General features: G+C 73.9%; 15 protein-coding genes and 1 tRNA gene. 7 read left to right on the top strand and 9 right to left on the bottom strand.

Annotation, left to right across the window (positions count from 1 at the left end; translation table 11 throughout):
- Window positions 1–29 precede the first annotated feature (29 nt).
- The 8 genes from ABRQ22_RS18570 to ABRQ22_RS18605 all read right to left on the bottom strand — a co-directional run bounded on the left by ABRQ22_RS18570 (window position 30) and on the right by ABRQ22_RS18605 (window position 7,743).
- The gene (locus ABRQ22_RS18570; protein WP_353707787.1) at window positions 30–698 is read right to left on the bottom strand and encodes a response regulator transcription factor; all 669 of its coding nucleotides are present in this window, start codon (window positions 696–698) and stop codon (window positions 30–32) included.
- Complete coding sequence (locus tag ABRQ22_RS18575; RefSeq protein ID WP_353707788.1) at window positions 695–2,383, bottom strand: HAMP domain-containing sensor histidine kinase; 1,689 nt, start codon at window positions 2,381–2,383, stop codon at window positions 695–697. Before ABRQ22_RS18575 ends, ABRQ22_RS18570 begins: the two co-directional genes overlap by 4 nt.
- On the bottom strand, window positions 2,380–2,700 hold the full coding sequence (locus ABRQ22_RS18580; RefSeq protein WP_353707789.1) for a hypothetical protein: 321 nt from the start codon (window positions 2,698–2,700) through the stop codon (window positions 2,380–2,382). The genes ABRQ22_RS18575 and ABRQ22_RS18580 overlap by 4 nt, the downstream gene beginning before the upstream one ends.
- A gap of 54 nt (window positions 2,701–2,754) precedes the next feature.
- Complete coding sequence (locus ABRQ22_RS18585) at window positions 2,755–3,774, bottom strand: adenosine deaminase (protein WP_353707790.1); 1,020 nt, start codon at window positions 3,772–3,774, stop codon at window positions 2,755–2,757.
- Between the two features lie 100 nt (window positions 3,775–3,874).
- Window positions 3,875–4,546, bottom strand: coding sequence for a response regulator transcription factor (locus ABRQ22_RS18590; protein WP_353707791.1), 672 nt, complete (start codon window positions 4,544–4,546; stop codon window positions 3,875–3,877).
- Window positions 4,543–5,862 carry a sensor histidine kinase gene (locus ABRQ22_RS18595; RefSeq protein ID WP_353707792.1) on the bottom strand — a complete coding sequence of 440 codons (1,320 nt, stop codon included), beginning with the start codon at window positions 5,860–5,862 and terminating at the stop codon, window positions 4,543–4,545. Before ABRQ22_RS18595 ends, ABRQ22_RS18590 begins: the two co-directional genes overlap by 4 nt.
- Window positions 5,849–6,721 carry an ABC transporter permease gene (locus ABRQ22_RS18600; RefSeq protein ID WP_353707793.1) on the bottom strand — a complete coding sequence of 291 codons (873 nt, stop codon included), beginning with the start codon at window positions 6,719–6,721 and terminating at the stop codon, window positions 5,849–5,851. Before ABRQ22_RS18600 ends, ABRQ22_RS18595 begins: the two co-directional genes overlap by 14 nt.
- Window positions 6,718–7,743: an ABC transporter ATP-binding protein gene (locus tag ABRQ22_RS18605; RefSeq protein WP_253055117.1), complete on the bottom strand. Its 1,026-nt coding sequence runs from the start codon at window positions 7,741–7,743 to the stop codon at window positions 6,718–6,720. Before ABRQ22_RS18605 ends, ABRQ22_RS18600 begins: the two co-directional genes overlap by 4 nt.
- A gap of 206 nt (window positions 7,744–7,949) precedes the next feature.
- Between ABRQ22_RS18605 and ABRQ22_RS18610 the strand changes: the two genes are divergently transcribed.
- The 5 genes from ABRQ22_RS18610 (at window position 7,950) to rplA (ending at window position 10,746) form a co-directional block, all read left to right on the top strand.
- Window positions 7,950–8,022: transfer RNA gene (locus ABRQ22_RS18610), tRNA-Trp, on the top strand.
- 160 nt (window positions 8,023–8,182) lie between these two features.
- Complete coding sequence (secE, locus tag ABRQ22_RS18615) at window positions 8,183–8,410, top strand: preprotein translocase subunit SecE (RefSeq protein ID WP_253055143.1); 228 nt, start codon at window positions 8,183–8,185, stop codon at window positions 8,408–8,410.
- 116 nt (window positions 8,411–8,526) lie between these two features.
- Window positions 8,527–9,342: a transcription termination/antitermination protein NusG gene (gene nusG, locus ABRQ22_RS18620; RefSeq protein ID WP_253055118.1), complete on the top strand. Its 816-nt coding sequence runs from the start codon at window positions 8,527–8,529 to the stop codon at window positions 9,340–9,342.
- A 98-nt stretch (window positions 9,343–9,440) separates the two neighbouring features.
- A complete protein-coding gene (gene rplK, locus ABRQ22_RS18625) occupies window positions 9,441–9,872 on the top strand; it encodes a 50S ribosomal protein L11 (RefSeq protein WP_047233799.1) in 432 nt (143 codons plus the stop codon).
- 157 nt (window positions 9,873–10,029) lie between these two features.
- Window positions 10,030–10,746, top strand: coding sequence for a 50S ribosomal protein L1 (gene rplA, locus ABRQ22_RS18630; protein ID WP_047233800.1), 717 nt, complete (start codon window positions 10,030–10,032; stop codon window positions 10,744–10,746).
- Between the two features lie 252 nt (window positions 10,747–10,998).
- Here the strand turns inward: rplA and ABRQ22_RS18635 are convergent, their stop codons facing one another.
- Complete coding sequence (locus ABRQ22_RS18635; RefSeq protein ID WP_353707794.1) at window positions 10,999–12,294, bottom strand: glycosyl hydrolase family 18 protein; 1,296 nt, start codon at window positions 12,292–12,294, stop codon at window positions 10,999–11,001.
- A 455-nt stretch (window positions 12,295–12,749) separates the two neighbouring features.
- On the opposite strand from ABRQ22_RS18635, the gene ABRQ22_RS18640 reads away from it, so the two are divergent.
- A complete protein-coding gene (locus tag ABRQ22_RS18640; RefSeq protein ID WP_353707795.1) occupies window positions 12,750–13,385 on the top strand; it encodes a sigma-70 family RNA polymerase sigma factor in 636 nt (211 codons plus the stop codon).
- On the top strand, window positions 13,382–13,879 hold the full coding sequence (locus ABRQ22_RS18645; protein ID WP_170227215.1) for a hypothetical protein: 498 nt from the start codon (window positions 13,382–13,384) through the stop codon (window positions 13,877–13,879). The genes ABRQ22_RS18640 and ABRQ22_RS18645 overlap by 4 nt, the downstream gene beginning before the upstream one ends.
- Window positions 13,880–13,951: the final 72 nt, after the last annotated feature.

The raw sequence follows: 13,951 nt of genomic DNA on the forward strand, positions 1-13,951 counted from the left end.
GGTGCGTCCGCGCCCGTCGGTTCCGCAGGTCAGCGGGCGACGTCGGCGAGCCGGTAGCCCATGCCGCGCACGGTGACGAAGTGCTCGGCGCCGAGCTTGTTGCGCAGGTAGCGCACGTACACGTCGACGACGTTCGAGCCGGGGTCGAAGTCGTACCCCCACACGCGCGACAGGAGCTGCTCGCGGCTCAGCACCTGGCCGGGGTTGCGCAGGAACGCCTCGGCGAGCGCGAACTCGCGCGCCGAGAGGTCGACCTCGCGCTCGGCGGTGCGCGCGCGGCGCGTGCGCAGGTCGAGGCTCAGGGCGCCGTGGGTGAGCACCGTGACCTCGCCCGCGGGCTCGCTGCGCAGGCGCAGCCGGATGCGCGCGAGCAGCTCCTCGAACCGGAACGGCTTGGCCATGTAGTCGTCGGCGCCGCCCTCGAGCCCGGCGACGGTGTCGGTGACCGACGTGCGCGCGGTGAGGATGATGACGGGGATCGCGTTGCCCGTCTCCCGCAGGCACCGCAGCACGGTGAAGCCGTCCTGGTCGGGCAGGCCCAGGTCGAGCACGAGGAGCGCGAAGTCACCGGTGCCGGCGAGGTCGAGAGCCTCCCGTCCCGTCGCGACGGTCGTGCTGGCGTATCCCGCCGCGCGCAGCCCCTTGGCCACGAACGACGCGATGCGGGTCTCGTCCTCGGCGACGAGGATCTGGCTCACCGGGTGGTCCTTCCGTCGGGGGCGGGGTACGAGGGCGGACGGCGGTCGTCGGGAGCCGCGTCCGGCGGTACCGGCGGCCCGGGGTCGGGCGGCGGCAACGACGGGGTGGCGGCGGACGGCGCGCTGGGCACCGTCGGTGCGGTGGGCGCCACCGGGGCAGGCGCGGGGGGCCGTCCGGGCGCGGAGCCGTGCGGCCCGGGCGTCGGGCCGGCCGCGTCGGGGGACGCGGCGACGACCGGGACGAGCGGGAGGTCCAGCGTGAACGTCGACCCGACGCCGGGCGTCGACGCGACGAGCACCCGGCCGCCGTGGCCCTCCGCGATCGCCGCGACGATCGCGAGGCCGAGCCCGGCGCCCTCCGGGTGGGCGGCTCCGGGCGTGGTGGCCTGGGCGAACCGCTCGAAGACGCGCGCCTGCTGCTCGGGGGCGATCCCGACGCCCTCGTCGCGGACCCATGCGCGCACGCGCGTGCCGTCGTCGGACACCGCCGAGCCGAGCGCGACGACGGACCCGGGCGCCGAGAACTTCACCGCGTTGGCGGCGAGCTGCAGCAGCGCCTGGGTGAGGCGCTGCGCGTCGGCGCGCACGGCGACGTCGGCCCGCGCGTCGACGAGCCAGCGGCGCTCGCCGAGCGTCCGGACCTTGTCGTGCACGTCGTCGAGGAGGCGGCCGAGGTCCGTGTCGACCGGGCGGACGAAGTCGGGGCGACCGGCGGTCGCGAGCGTCACGAGGTCGTCGACGAGCCGGTTCATGCGGTCGAGCTCGTCGAGCGCGAGGTCGCGCGTCTCGGACGCGTCCGTGGCGTCGTGCGGGTCCATGAGCTCGAGGTGCCCCCGGACCACGGTGAGCGGGGTGCGCAGCTCGTGCCCGACGTCGTCGATGAGCCGCCGCTGCGAGTCGAACGCCCCCTCGATCCGGTCGAGCATGCCGTTCACCGTGCGCGACAGGTCCGAGAGGTCGTCGTTGCCGGTCACCGGGATGCGCGCGGACAGGTCCGTCTCGCCGATGTCCTGCGCGGTGCGTGACAGCGTGCGGATCGGCTGGAGGAGGCGCCCGGCGACGGCCCACCCCGCGACGCCGATGAGCACGAGGGCGCCGAGCGCCACGACCGCGTAGGTCCGGAAGACCTGCGCGAACTCGGCGTGCTCGGCCGAGCGGTCGTAGGCGAGCACGAGGGCCGCGGGCTCCTGGCCGGCCGCGGCGCCCGCGCCGCCGACCGTGTGGACCGGGGCGACGAGGGCGCGGTACTCGGCCGTCGCGGTCCGCGGGGAGCGCAGCACGACGTCGTCGCCCGACGCGAGCGGGGACAGCGTGGCGACGAGCTCGGGATCGTCCTCGAGCCGCAGCCGTACCTCCTGCTGCGAGACGAGCGGCGTCCGGCCCTCGCGCAGCCCGAGGATGCCCTCGTTGTGCGCGGGGACCGTGAGCTGGATCGAGGCGACGACGACGTCCTCGGCGGACGTGAAGGGCTCGCCCGTGACGGGGTTCACCCCGGACTCCGCGAGCTGCGCGAGCTCGTTCGCGCTCCGGGTCAGGCTCTCGTCGATGCGCGCGTCGATCTGCCCGCGCTGCAGGAACCAGGCCGCGCCGCCGGCGAGGAGGAGCGCGAGGGCGGAGAGCCCGAGGAACGCCGCGAGCATGCGGGTGCGGACGGTCAGCCCCGCGCGGCGCGTCCGGCGGCTCACCCGTCGCCCCGGTCCGAGCCGCTGCGGTCGCCGCCGTCGTCGTCATCGTCATCGTCGCTCGACGGCGGGGCGGGCGTCACGCGGTCGTCGTCGTCCCCGTCGTCGTCCCCGTCGTGGTCGTCCCCGTCGTGGTCGTCGTCGGAGGCGGTCGGCGAGGGGGCGGGCGTGGTCGTCGGCGGGGCGGGAGCGGGCGTCACGACCACGGCACCCCCGATCTCCCGGTCCTGCGGCCGCGCGGCCAGCGCACCGGCGGCGGCCGCGCCTCCGAGGGCGAGCACGAGCACCCCCACGAGCCACGCGACGGTCCGGCGAGTCATGGCCCCAGTATCCGAGAGCAGGATGAGACGCACATGAGAAGGGGAGGCGGCCGGTCAGGCTCCCGCGAGCCAGTCGTCGACGCCGGCCAGCAGGCGCTCCTTCGTGCCCGACGACGCCCGGCTCGCCCGGATCGACGACCGCGCCAGCGCGGCGAGCTCGTCGTCGGAGAACCCGTGGTCGTGGCGCGCCGTCTCGTACTGCGCCACGAGGCGGGACCCGAAGAGCAGGGGGTCGTCCGCGCCGAGCGCGACCCGGGCCCCGGCGTCGACGAGCGCCCCGAGCGGCACCTGACCGGCGTCCTCGTACACCCCGAGGGAGACGTTGGACGCCGGGCACACCTCGAGCGCGATCCCGCGGTCCACGACGTCGTCCAGCACGTGCCGGTCCTCCGCGGACCGCACGCCGTGGCCCAGCCGGTCCGGGACGAGCTCGCGCACCACCTCGTGCACGTGCGCCGGCCCGAGCAGCTCGCCCCCGTGCGGCACGGACGCGAGCCCGGCGCGCCGCGCGATGGCGAACGCGCGCGCGAACTCCGCGGTGTCCCCGCGGCGCTCGTCGTTGCTCAGGCCGAACCCCACGACCTCGCCCGCCCCCTCGCCCGCGTACTGCGCCGCGAGGCGCGCGAGCGTGCGCGCGTCCAGCGGGTGCCGCATGCGCGACGCCGCCACGACCACCGCGACCTCCGTCCCCGTCGCGGCGCTCGCGGACCGCGCCGCGTCGAGCACGATCTCCACCGCCGGGGTGATGCCGCCGACGAACGGCGCGTACGACGTCGGGTCCACCTGGATCTCGAGGCGCCCCGACCCCTCGGCCGCGTCGTCCTGCGCGGCCTCCAGCACGATGCGGCGCATGTCGGCCTCCGAGCGCACGCACGCGCGCGCGGCGTCGTACAGGCGCTGGAACCGGAACCAGCCGCGCTCGGTCGGGGGGAGCCGGAGCGGGTCGCCGTCGACGAGCGCGTGCGGCAGGCGCACGCCGTACTGCGCGGCGAGGTCGCGCAGCGTCTCCGGGCGCATCGACCCGGTGAAGTGCAGGTGCAGGTGGGCCTTGGGAAGCGTCGCCAGGTCTCGCACACGGGGAGTCTGTCACGCGGACCCGGCCCGCGCGTCGGCACGGGCCGGGTCCCGACGGCGGTCCGCCCCCGGCGCGGGCCCCGCCCCGCGCGACGTCGGCTCAGGTCCCAGTGAGGAACCCGCGCTGCATGGCGACCGTCACCGCGGCGGTCCGGTCGTCCACCCCGAGCTTGGCGAACGCGCGGAGCAGGTGCGTCTTCACGGTCGCCTCCGCGATGAACAGCTCCTGCCCGACCGCCGCGTTCGACAGCCCGCGCGCGACGAGGCGCAGCACCTCGACCTCCCGGTCCGTGAGCCGGTCCGCCCCGCGGACCGACGTGACGAGCCGGGTCGCGACGCTCGGCGCGAGCACGGTCTGCCCGCGTGCCGCGGCGCGCACCCCCGCGACCAGCTCGTCGCGGGGCGTGTCCTTGAGCAGGTAGCCGGTGGCCCCCGCCTCGACCGCGCGCAGGATGTCGGCGTCGGTCTCGTACGTCGTGAGCACGACGACGCGCGGGCCGCCGGCCGCGCCGCCGCGCCCCGCGCCCCGGCCGGGCGCGCCGACGATGGCCGTCGTCGCGCCGACGCCGTCGAGCACGGGCATCCGCAGGTCCATGAGCACCACGTCGGGCGCCAGCTCGCGGGCGAGCGCCACAGCCTGCTCGCCGTCGCCCGCCTCGCCGACGACCTCCAGGTCGGGCTCGGCGGCCAGCATGCCGGTGATCCCCGAGCGCACGACCGGGTGGTCGTCCACGACGAGCACCCGGACGACGCCGTCCCCGGTCGGGCTCATCGCACGTCTCCCGCCCGCGTCGTCGCGCGCGCGCCCGTGGCCGGTCCGTCCGGCGACGCGCCGGCGGGCAGACGCACCGCGACGCGCGTCCCGCCGCCGGGAGCCGGCCCCACCTCGAGGCTCCCGCCCTCCGCCGCCACGCGCTCCCGCATGCCCCGCAGCCCGTAGCCCTCGGTGAACCCCGACGCGTCCGCGGGCAGGCCGCGCCCGTCGTCGGACACCTCGAGGACCGTCCCCTCCCCGTCCTGCCGGAGGTCCACGCGCACGGCCGCCGCGGCCGCGTGCCGCCGGACGTTCGCGAGCGCCTCCTGGGCGGACCGCAGGAGGACGACGTCGTCCGCGCTCGACAGCCGGAGGGCCTCCGGCGCCGTGAGCTCGACGCGCGTCCCGGTCTCCTCCGCGAACCGGCCCGCGAGCCGGCGCAGGGCCTCGCTCAGCGTGCCGCCCTGCAGCGGTGCGGGGGCCGAGGCGGCGACGAGCGCGCGCGCCTCGGCGAGGTTGTCGCGCGCCGTCGACTCCACGAGCGCGAGCCGCTCGCGCGCGGCGTCGGCGGCGCCCCGGTCGAGGTCGGCGCTCGCGGCCTGCGCGAGCATGACCACGCTCGTGAACCCCTGCGCGAGCGTGTCGTGGATCTCCTGGGCGACGCGCTCGCGCTCGGCGAGCACCCCCGCCTCGTGGGAGGCGCGGCCGAGCTCGGCCTGCGTCGCGCGCAGCTCGTCGACCAGACGGGCGTGCCGCTCCGCCTGGCGCATCGTGTGCGCCGTCCACAGCCCGAGGCTCAGCGCGAACGCGAGCGCGACCCCCATCTGCGGGGCGGAGCTCGCGAGCTCGTCCGGCTCGACCCGGCCCGTCGCCGGGTCGAACGCGAGCGCGAGCGCGGTGCCCGCGGCGAGCGCGACGCACAGCACCACCTGTGCCCACAGGTGCTCCGAGAGCATCCAGATCTGCGTGAACACCGCGAACAGCAGGAGCGTGCCGAGGGCGTCCTGCCCGACGACGACGAGCGTGCAGGCGACCGCGACGACGAGGTACACGTGGGCCGTCACCTGGTCCCGCGTCCGCGCGGCCCGTCGTCCCCAGCCGAGGTATCCGACGAGGATCACGGCGACCGCCGCGAGCGAGACCGCGAGCGCCGTACCGCGGACGTCCGCGGTGAGGAGCGCGAGCGCGCTGAGCACGACGATGACGGAGAACGCCACGTCCCACCAGCGCACGTCGCGCGCCCACGTGCCGTCGAGCTGGGCGGTCGCGGCGTCGGCGGTGTCGACCACCCCCGCGACCGCCCCGCCCGGCGGCGGCGTCTCAGCCGTCGTCACGGCGCCGCCACCGGAACGAGCGTGCACCGACCACGAGCCCCACGACCAGCCATGCGACCAGTACAGCAGCGGTCGCGCCGTGCTGCCACGACCCCGACGGCTCGAGCGCCGCCGCCTGCTCCGGGAGGAACACCGAGCGCATGCCCTGCGCCATCCACTTGAGGGGGAACAGGGACGCGACGGTCTGCATCCACGACGGCAGCGCGAAGAACGCGAAGAAGACCCCGGAGATGAACTGCAGCACGAGCACGACGGGCGTGACGACCGCCGTCGCGGACTTGCCGGACCGCGGCAGCGACGAGAACGCCACCCCGCACACCGCGCCCGCGGCGCACCCGAGCACGAACACCCAGGCGAACGTCGCGGGCCGCCGGCCGCCGTCGGGCATCTCCCACGGCATGGGGACGTCGTAGACCGTCGCGGCGAGCGCCAGGAGCAGACCGGTCTGCACGACCGACGTCAGCAGGACGAGCCCGACCTTGCCGTAGAAGTACGCGGACGGCGGCAGCGGGGTGGAGCGCAGCCGCTTGAGCGAGCCGTCGTCGCGCTCGACCGCGATGGAGATCGCGAGCGACTGGAAGCTCGTGAGCATGACGCCGGTCGCGATCATGCCGGGCAGGAAGTACTGCGCGAACGGCACGGAGTACGCGGCCGTGCCCTGGTCCTGCCCGTCGAACACCGTCGCGAAGATCGCGAGCATGATGAGCGGGTACGTGAAGATGAAGATCACGGCGTCGCGCTCGCGGAAGAACGCGCGCAGCTCCGCGCGGGTGCGCTCGATCCCCAGCCGGCCGGCGCCGGGCAGGGCGGCGGGTCGGGCGGAGCGCGTGGGCCGGGCGGCGGTCGGGGCGGTGGTCACTTGCGGGCCTCCTCGGGGACGACGGCGGTCGTGCCGTCGGGCGTGCGGTCCCCGGCGGGCGCGCCGGGGGAGTCGGGGGAGTCAGGCGCGGGCGTGCGGGCGGGCGGGGCGGCGGGTGCCGTGGTCGGCTCGCCGATGAGCTCGAGGTAGACGTCCTCCAGGCTCGGGCGGGTCACCGCGAGGCCGGGGACCTCGCCGTCGGGGCCGGCGAAGCGCGCGGCGAGGGACGCGACGAGAGCGGTGGGGGAGTCGGTGCGCTCCGACCGCCAGGCGCCGTCGTCCAGCCAGCGGACCTCCGGACGGCGCGCGTCCGGGCCGCCGAGGCGGTCGGGCGCGTCGAGCGCGACGACCCGGCCCGCGCGCACGACGGCCGCGCGGTCGGCCAGGTGCGCGGCCTCGTCCAGGTAGTGCGTGGTGAGCAGGATCGTCGTGCCGTCCTCGCGCAGCGAGCGGACCAGCGCCCAGAACGCGCGGCGGGCCTGCGGGTCGAACCCGGTCGTCGGCTCGTCGAGGAACAGCAGCTCCGGCCGCCCCACGATGCCGAGCGCGACGTCCAGGCGGCGACGCTGGCCGCCGGAGAGCTGGCGCGTGCGGGTCCGGGCCTTCTCGCGCAGCCCGACGGCGTCGATCACCTCGTCCGGATCCCGCGGCGCGGGGTAGAACGTCGCGAAGTGCCGGACGATCTCGGCGACCGTGAGCTCGGCCTGGTCGCGCGAGTCCTGGAGCACGACGCCGATGCGCGAGCGCCAGGCGCGGCCGGCGGTCTGGGGGTCCTCGCCGAGCACGAGGACCTCGCCCGCGTCGCGGCGCCGGAAGCCCTCGAGGATCTCGACGGTCGTCGTCTTGCCGGCGCCGTTGGGCCCGAGGACGGCGAAGATCTCGCCGCGCTCGACCCGCAGGTCGACGCCGTCGACCGCCCGCTTGGCGCCGTAGCTCTTGCGCAGGCCACGGACCTCGACGGCCGGGCCGCTCTGCCGGGCGCCCGCGGTGGGGGAGCCGGTGGGGAGGGATGTCGTCGTCATGGGACCAGCCTGTCGGCGAGGCTCCGTCGCCCGCGACGGCCGTTCGTCCGGACCTCGTGTCCACCGATCGGTGGACGGCGGTTCGACCAGGGGCCGCGCGTCGCGTACAGTGATCCCTCGGTGGTTGACGCCCGCCACGCTGGCCCGCGCCCGAGACGCGTGTTTCGTCCCGGGGCCGGGGGCTCGTACGGCGTCGTCGAGCACGAAGGGTAGTGGCGCAATTGGTAGCGCAGCGGTCTCCAAAACCGCAGGTTGCAGGTTCGAGTCCTGTCTACCCTGCACGGCGTGGCTCTCGTGGGACCTTCCCGGGAACCACGCGCGGCCCGGCACCGGGTCGCACCGAGGGTTCGAGCAGGTCCCGCACGTGAGCGATGGGGAAGAACGAGTGAGCGAATCGCCGTCAGAGGCCGTGGGTGCAGGCGGCGCACGCGCCGACGAGGTGAAGAAGAAGGGCCGTCCGTCCGCGGACAAGAAGCCCAACATCTTCGCGCGCATCGCCCTGTTCGTGCGCCAGGTGGTCGCCGAGCTCCGCAAGGTCGTCACGCCGACGCGCTCGGAGCTCATCACCTACACGACGGTGGTCCTGGTCTTCGTGGTCGTGGTCATGGCCTTCGTGACCGTGCTCGACCTCGGGATCGGCAAGGCCGTCATGTGGGTCTTCGGCTAGCGAGCCCCCTCCGCCCGGTCGTGCCGGGCCTCACCACGGCTTCCGGCGCCCCTCGGGGCGCCGTCGGCGCTTCCAGAAGAAGTCATCGAGCAGTTCGTCAGAAAGCAGGTTCGTTCGTGTCCCAGGAGTCGCTGGACCAGACGGAGAACGTCGACCCGACGCAGCCCGAGGGTGCCCAGGACGACGTCGAGGAGACCACGGACGTCCCGGCGGTCGACGAGGCTGACGAGACGGCCGACGCGGACGCCGCGGTCGACGAGGTGGACGAGGACGCGTCGGAGGACGAGGCGTCGGAGGACGACCGTCCCGCCGACGAGGACGGCGACGTCATCGAAGACCCGGTCGCGGAGTTCAAGCGCACGCTCCGCACGCAGCTCGGCGACTGGTACGTCATCCACTCCTACGCGGGCTACGAGAACCGTGTGAAGGCCAACCTGGAGAACCGCATCCAGAGCCTGAACATGGAGGACTACATCTTCCAGATCGAGGTCCCCATGGAGGAGGTGGCCGAGATCAAGAACGCGCAGAAGAAGATCGTCCGACGCGTGCGCATCCCGGGCTACGTCCTCGTCCGCATGGACCTCACCGACGAGTCGTGGGGCGCCGTGCGCCACACCCCGGGTGTCACCGGCTTCGTCGGACACACCCACCAGCCCGTGCCGCTGACGCTCGACGAGGTCTTCTCTATGCTCGCGCCGATGCTGGCCCCCGCCCCGGAGCCCGGCAAGCCCGCCCAGGCCGCCGCGAAGGCACCGGTCGAGGTCGACTTCACGGTCGGCGAGTCGGTCACCGTCACGGACGGCCCGTTCGACACGCTGCCTGCCACGATCTCCGAGATCAACGTCGAGAACCAGAAGCTCAAGGTCCTCGTCTCCATCTTCGGCCGGGAGACCCCGGTCGAGCTGTCGTTCAACCAGGTCGCCAAGATCTGACGCGCCGCACGGCACCGGCCGTGCGCGCGTGAGCGCAGTACTGCAACCGGGTCATCGCCCACGGCGTCGGCCCACGAGAAGAAAGTCAGGGAAGAGTCATGCCTCCCAAGAAGAAGGTCTCCGGCCTCATCAAGCTCCAGATCCAGGCCGGTGCGGCGACGCCCGCCCCGCCGATCGGCCCCGCGCTCGGTCAGCACGGCGTGAACATCATGGAGTTCTGCAAGGCCTACAACGCGGCGACCGAGTCGCAGCGCGGCAACGTCATCCCCGTGGAGATCACGGTCTACGAGGACCGTTCGTTCACGTTCGTGACGAAGACCCCGCCGGCCGCGGAGCTCATCAAGAAGGCCGCGGGCGTGCAGAAGGGCTCGGCCACGCCGCACACCGTCAAGGTCGCGAAGATCACCGCCGACCAGGTGCGCGAGATCGCCCAGACCAAGCTCGAGGACCTCAACGCGAACGACCTCGACGCCGCGTCGAAGATCATCGCGGGCACGGCCCGCTCGATGGGCATCACCGTCGAGGGCTGACGCCCCTCCCCGCCGACCCCTGGATCGTTCCCCACGGTCACGACCTCCTGGGGAGCGATCCGGGGTTCGGCACACCAAGACCGTCCGTCCACGACCGTGGACGGCAGTGGCAGGGTCCGCGCGGACCCGCAGACCACGACTGCAGAAGGAGAAGCAGATGGCAACGCGCAGCAAGGCGTACCGCAACGCCGAGGAGAAGATCGACCGCGAGCGTCTCTACGCGCCGCTCGAGGCGGTCCGTCTCGCCAAGGAGACGTCGACCGTGAAGTACGACGCGACCGTCGAGGTCGTGTTCCGCCTGGGTGTCGACCCGCGCAAGGCGGACCAGATGGTCCGCGGCACGGTCAACCTGCCCCACGGCACGGGCAAGACGGCCCGCGTCATCGTCTTCGCGAACGCGGCGAAGGCTGAGGAGGCCCGTGCGGCCGGCGCCGACGAGGTCGGCGGCGACGACCTCATCGAGAAGGTCGCCGGTGGCTACACCGACTTCGACGCCGCCGTGGCGACGCCGGACCTCATGGGCAAGGTCGGCCGCCTGGGCAAGGTGCTCGGTCCCCGTGGTCTCATGCCGAACCCGAAGACCGGCACCGTGACGATGGACGTGGCGAAGGCCGTGTCCGACATCAAGGGCGGCAAGATCGAGTTCCGCGTCGACAAGCACGCGAACCTGCACTTCATCATCGGCAAGGTCTCGTTCGACGAGAAGGCGCTCGTGGAGAACTACGCGGCGGCCCTCGAAGAGGTCCTGCGTCTCAAGCCGTCGTCCTCGAAGGGCCGGTACATCACCAAGGCCACGCTGACGACGACGATGGGCCCCGGCATCCCGCTGGACCAGTCCAAGACGACGAAGCTGCTGGAGGACGACGCCGCCTGACGGCAGTCCTCCCCGCGGGTGGTTCCCACCCGCACCACGCACGACGGCGCGGCACCCTGCGAGGGTGCCGCGCCGTCGTGCGTCTCCGTACGCGTCCTGCCACCAACGCCGAGCCCGGGATGCCTCCCCAGCATCGGTCGTCTCTCGGGAAGGATCCCGGGTTCGGCAGCAGAGGGGACCAGCAGATGGGCGACGGGCCGGGCGCCGCACCTCCGGTGCGACGCCGGCCCGTCGTGGGTCAGCGGGACGGCGTCAGCAGGCGCCGAGGTCCTTCCAGACGCCCCACTGCCCGCTCTGCGTCGGGTTCTCGTTCGTCGTCCACCACTTCGCCTCGTAGGTGTGGCCCTGGAGGGAGACGCGGTTGCCGCCGGTGTAGACGGCCGACGCGGACCACGCCGGGGCGGTGCAGGTGCCCGGGTCCGTGGGGTCGGTCGGGTCGGTCGGGTCCGTGGGGTCGGTCGGGTCGGTCGGGTCCGTGGGGTCCGTCGGCGTGGTCGGGCCGCTGGCGAGGCGAGAGCCGATGACGGAGGCGACCTGGTAGTTGTTCGTCTTGTCCCAGTTGATCGACCAGGTCATGACGCCGCCGATCTTGCCGTACGGCGTCGCGGGCTTGAACGAACCGCAGCCGGTGCCGACCTCGAGGCAGTCGACGGCCTTCACGACGTTGGCGAGCGGCTGGTAGCCACCGCCGGCGGCCTTCTGGACCGCGGGCACGCCGATGCCGACCTGGTCGGGGCGCAGACCCATCTCGAGCTGGATGCAGGACAGCGCGGTGAGGAAGTCGACCGTGCCCTGCGAGTAGACCTGCTGGTTGCAGCCCATCATCGAGCCCGAGTTGTAGTACTGGGTGTTGACGATCGTGAGGATGTCCTTGATCGCGAGGGTGAGCTGGTAGTACCCCATGCTCGTCGCCTGGTAGTCGATCGTCTGCGGCGCCATCGTGAGGACGAGGCTCGGGCCGGCCTTCGCGGAGAGCTGGTGCAGCGCGCTCGACATGTACGTCGCGTTGATGCCGTGCTCGAGGTCGATGTCGACGCCGTCGAAGCCGTACTCCTGCATGAGCCCGTACGCGGTGTCGGCGAAGTTCTTGGCCTCCGTCGCGTTGGAGACGACGACGTTGCCCTTCTCGCCGCCGACGGAGAGCACGACCTTGCGGCCCTGCGAGCGGATCGTCGCGATGTCCGCCTTGAACTGCGCCTCGGTGTAGCCGCCCAGCTCCGCGCTGGAGAGGTTGAACGTGATGCCGCCCGGCGTTCCGGCCAGGTTGTCGGCGAAGGCGACCGCGACGAGGTTGTACGCCTGCGGGATCTCCGACAGGCGCATCGTCACGGAGCCGTTGTCGAAGTTGTGCCAGTAGCCGGTGAGCCACTGCGTGCTGCCCGACGCCGCGGCGGCGGGTGCGGCGACGGCCGGCGCGGGCGCCGCGGTCGCGGGCGCTGCGGCGAGGGCGCCGCCCGCGGCGACGGTCGCGGCGGCGACGACGGTGGCGAGGGCGCGCAGCGCGCGCCCGGTACGGCCGCGCGCGCGGCCGGAGAGGACTGGTGTCACGGAAGTGCTCCTCGTGCTCGGGCGGGTCGCGACGTCGCGGCCCCGCCGGTCCGCACCCGCGGTGGGCGCAGGGGTCGTCCTGCACGCTAGGAGCCCGTGCCGTCCCGTGGCATGAGGGATTCCCCGGCAGTTCCCGGGCCCGGCATACGGGGGAACACCTAGACGGCGACCCGGCCCGACGGCGATCCTGAGGCCGGTGGGCGGCGTCGCGACGAACGATGGGCGACGGATGTATCAGACGGGTGACCCGTCCCTCTTGTCCCGGTGGAGGAGTGTCGGCCGACGCTCCGACCCGCGTGTCGAAGGAGCGAGATGGGACGCAGCCGCACGAGCCAGGAGGGGTGTGACCAGTGACGATGGTTGTCGACCCCACCGGCCCGGCCATAGAATCAGGCGCTTCCGGGGACCCCCCGCTGATGCCTGGACGGACGAGCGTGCCGAGGACAGTGCCCCCCATGACGAGAACGACCGACGAGGTGGCCGACACCGACGAACCCGGGCTGAGCCTGGGGGACCGGGGCGCGCTCGCGCTCCTCGAGTACCGCGACGGTCGCCCCCACGCCCTCGGCGAGTTCGTCCGCGAGGCGACGCCCCTGCTCTGGCACACGGTGCGGGCCCAGGGCGTCGAGCGCGAGCAGGCCGACGACATCGTCCAGACCGTGTGGGTCGCGCTCGTGCGCAACGCGATGACGATCAAGGAGCCGCACGCCGTCCTCAAGTGGCTGCTCATCACGGCCAAGCGCGCCGCGTGGGAGGCCGTGCGCAAGCACCGCGACGAGGCGAAGCGCCGCACCGAGCTCCCCGACGACACCGACGAGGGAGTGCCGGAGCTCCCCTCGGGCGACCCGACGCCGGACGTCGAGGTGCTCCGCAACGAGCGCGACCGCACGCTGTGGGCCGCGCTGGACCAGCTGCCGGACCGCTGCCGGCGGCTCCTGCGGCTGGTGTCGCTCGCCGACCGACCCGACTACAAGGCCATCTCGGCCGCGATCGGCATGCCCGTCGGGAGCATCGGCTCCACGCGCGGTCGCTGCCTCGCCAAGCTGCGCGACATCATCGACGACCAGGGGGAATCGTGGGAAGCATCATGAGCACCGAGCCGACGCACAGCCCCGACGAGCCGCTCGACGCCGTCGACCTCGCGCTGCTCGCGGAGCTGGCGCGGATCGCGGAGGAGATCGACCCCGTGCCCGACGGCCTCGTGGAGCGGTCGCTGTTCGCGATCACCCTCGCCGGCCTCGAGGCCGAGGTCATGGAGCTGGAGTACGTCCAGGTCCCCGAGATGTCCGTGCGGGGCGACGCGCCGCCCGTCGAGGCGCGCACCATCACGTTCACGTCCGAGTCCGTCACGGTCATGATCTCGCTGTCGGCGACCGACGACGGACGCATCCGCATCGACGGCTGGGCCGCCCCGGCGACGGCGCTGCGCGTCGAGCTGCACCGCCCCGGCACCGTCAGCGAGACCACGAGCGACGACGACGGCCGCTTCGTCTTCGACGCCGTCGACCGCGGCCCGGCGAGCCTCGTCGTGCGCCGTGCCGACGGCGCCGGCGGCGCCGTGAGCACCCCGGTCGTCGAGCTGTAGCCGCCCTCGTGGCCCCGGGGGCCCAAAGCCCCCCCCCCCCCCCCGGGGCCCCCCCCCCCCCCCACCCCCTTC

The organism is Cellulosimicrobium sp. ES-005 (assembly GCF_040448685.1).
Taxonomy (GTDB): domain Bacteria; phylum Actinomycetota; class Actinomycetes; order Actinomycetales; family Cellulomonadaceae; genus Cellulosimicrobium; species Cellulosimicrobium cellulans_G.

Bases quoted from the DNA above. Each gene is read 5' to 3' on its own strand.
- rplK (WP_047233799.1), top strand. From the start codon at position 9,441: ATGCCTCCCAAGAAGAAGGTCTCCGGCCTCATCAAGCTCCAGATCCAG.
- ABRQ22_RS18645 (WP_170227215.1), top strand. From the start codon at position 13,382: ATGAGCACCGAGCCGACGCACAGCCCCGACGAGCCGCTCGACGCCGTC.
- ABRQ22_RS18640 (WP_353707795.1), top strand. From the start codon at position 12,750: ATGACGAGAACGACCGACGAGGTGGCCGACACCGACGAACCCGGGCTG.
- ABRQ22_RS18605 (WP_253055117.1), bottom strand. From the start codon at position 7,743: ATGACGACGACATCCCTCCCCACCGGCTCCCCCACCGCGGGCGCCCGG.
- ABRQ22_RS18590 (WP_353707791.1), bottom strand. From the start codon at position 4,546: ATGAGCCCGACCGGGGACGGCGTCGTCCGGGTGCTCGTCGTGGACGAC.
- ABRQ22_RS18580 (WP_353707789.1), bottom strand. From the start codon at position 2,700: ATGACTCGCCGGACCGTCGCGTGGCTCGTGGGGGTGCTCGTGCTCGCC.
- rplA (WP_047233800.1), top strand. From the start codon at position 10,030: ATGGCAACGCGCAGCAAGGCGTACCGCAACGCCGAGGAGAAGATCGAC.